2 protein-coding genes are annotated in these 2,179 nt (G+C 40.4%); both read left to right on the forward strand.

Features of this window, described 5'->3' with window-relative positions:
- The first annotated feature begins 702 nt into the window (after positions 1-702).
- On the forward strand, positions 703-825 hold the full coding sequence (locus FTV31_RS17470) for a hypothetical protein (protein ID WP_257227207.1): 123 nt from the start codon (positions 703-705) through the stop codon (positions 823-825).
- A 23-nt stretch (positions 826-848) separates the two neighbouring features.
- A complete protein-coding gene (locus FTV31_RS16335) occupies positions 849-2,054 on the forward strand; it encodes a GGDEF domain-containing protein (protein ID WP_180015707.1) in 1,206 nt (401 codons plus the stop codon).
- Positions 2,055-2,179: the final 125 nt, after the last annotated feature.

A 2,179-nucleotide genomic window follows, 5' to 3' on the forward strand; every position in this document is an offset into this window, starting at 1 on the left:
TCCCTTCCCGAACTCAGAAGTGAAACCTCTTAGCGCTGATGGTAGTGTGGGGTCTCCCATGTGAGAGTAAGTCATCGCCAGCTCATTATTCCAAAAGCCCTCTGCTCACGCAGGGGGCTTTTTTTATATTTATATAATCACTTTTCTCTCTTTAACGACTAATTTTTTACAGCTGTATAATCTCTGATCAGCTGTAAAATGTTATACTACTCGTATAAATATTTTTTATTCTCTGAGTCATATGCAGCAGATTCTCATAAACACATTTGTGTTGATATGGCTCAGTTTGATTTCTCCACAGCTATACGCTGTAACAGAATTAAATTTTGATCATCATCAGTATGTCAAACTCGATGGAGAATGGGATTTCTACCCCAATCAGCTGATTGATCCCACTTCTGGGCAGTGACCATCTCAGTTAACTTCCTCTAATCAGACTCTTGCTGCTGAAAAAGTTCATTTACCTAATTCTTTCCTGACCTTAACAGGTCATAAAGACCATATTGGAACTTTTCAAAAAGCCTTCAGGCTGCCTGAATCAGTCATCAATCATGCGGTTTATATTTATGTGCCTTATCAGTATGGGGCTTATCGCATGTATGTCGATGATCATCTCCTGATAGAAGTAGGGCAGGTAGGCATACACGGTCAGCATCAGACCATGATGGCGCCAAAGCTGGCTTCTTTCCCTCACAGCGGGAAGTGACGATTACCATTCAGGCTTCAAGTTATCACCATATCCGTGGCGGGCTAGAAAACAGCATGTTTATTGGCTTTAACCAGCCTATTCTGGATAAGTTTTATGATCAGGTAATTCCCCTTTAAGTGTGATCAGTGGCGTTCTGCTGATGATTGGCTGCTTTATGGTGTTCTTTGCAGTGTTTCGCAGCCTTAAAACGCAAGCAGGTAATTTGCTGCTGTTTCTAGGGTTATTTATTCTGTGCTTGAGCCTACGTAGCTTCTTTGCAGTCCCATTTATTTATACTTTATTCACGAATATTTCCTGGGTATGGGGCACACGATTTGAGTATTTACTGACTGAATTAGCGACTCTGTTCTTCCTGATTTATATTTATTTATTGCCATATCGACTGTTAAATCCTTATTTATTAAAAATCACAGCTTTGCTAATTAGTATCAATGTAGCTGTGACCCTGTTTACGCTGCCTTATATATTCCAGAGCTTCTTTTTCCAGAGCTTTAGTATTGCAGTACTGGTCTTTATTAATCTGCTTTATGGCGCTTACCGCATGCACAAATCGGATGTACGTTATTCCAAGATTAATTCTATTGCGGTGGCGCTGGTCTGCCTGACCTTCTTGCATGACTATTTACTTGCTTTAAAGGTGATTGATTCAGTTGAAATTGCATTTTATACCTCTTGTGCCTATTTTATTTTAATTACCTTTCAGCTCAGCCGTGATTATGCGGTGCAAAGTATTAATACCGAGTTGTTAAACAAGCAGCTTTTGCGCCTGAATAAAGAACTTGATCAGAAGGTTCAGGACCGTACGCGTGATATCACCTTGCTTAATGAGAAACTCGCGCAGCAGGTGAGGTTGGATTCGCTGACAGGTGCCTATAATCGCTTTGCCTTAAATGAACAGCTTCAGCAGCAATATGAACATGCAATCGCAAATCAGACTTCGCTGGCTGTTTATATGATCGATGTGGATTATTTTAAAAACTATAATGACTATTATGGCCATCTCAAAGGTGACTATATTTTAAAAACACTGGTTCGAACCATTCAGCAAATATTGCCTGAAAATGGCTTTCTGGCACGTTATGGGGGTGAGGAATTTGCGGTTTTACTGGCAGATATTTCCTGGCAGGAAGCTAAAGCTTTTGCCGAGCAACTTTGTGAGGCTCTTCGTCAGCTCAATTTGGAACATGCCAATCGTAGTGATGACAAAACCTGGATTAGTATCAGTGTTGGAGCAACGATTATGGACGCTGAGCATATCTATAGAAATGTTGACCGTTTACTGAAAACAGCTGATCAGCAGCTGTATCAGGCGAAAATTCTTCGTGATTCAGCCTGTATTAAGTAACTTAGATTAGCATTTGAAGTGCAACACCATGTTGTTGCCATAATACCTGACTCGGACTTTTAAAGCCGAGTCTTTTTCTTGGACGATGATTCAAGCGTTGAGTAATTTCTGCAATATATGCATCC

The sequence above is a fragment of the Acinetobacter sp. YH16031 genome (genome assembly GCF_013417335.1).
GTDB lineage: Bacteria > Pseudomonadota > Gammaproteobacteria > Pseudomonadales > Moraxellaceae > Acinetobacter.

Excerpts from the sequence above, each read along its gene's own strand:
- FTV31_RS16335 (WP_180015707.1), top strand. The coding sequence starts at position 849 with ATGATTGGCTGCTTTATGGTGTTCTTTGCAGTGTTTCGCAGCCTTAAA.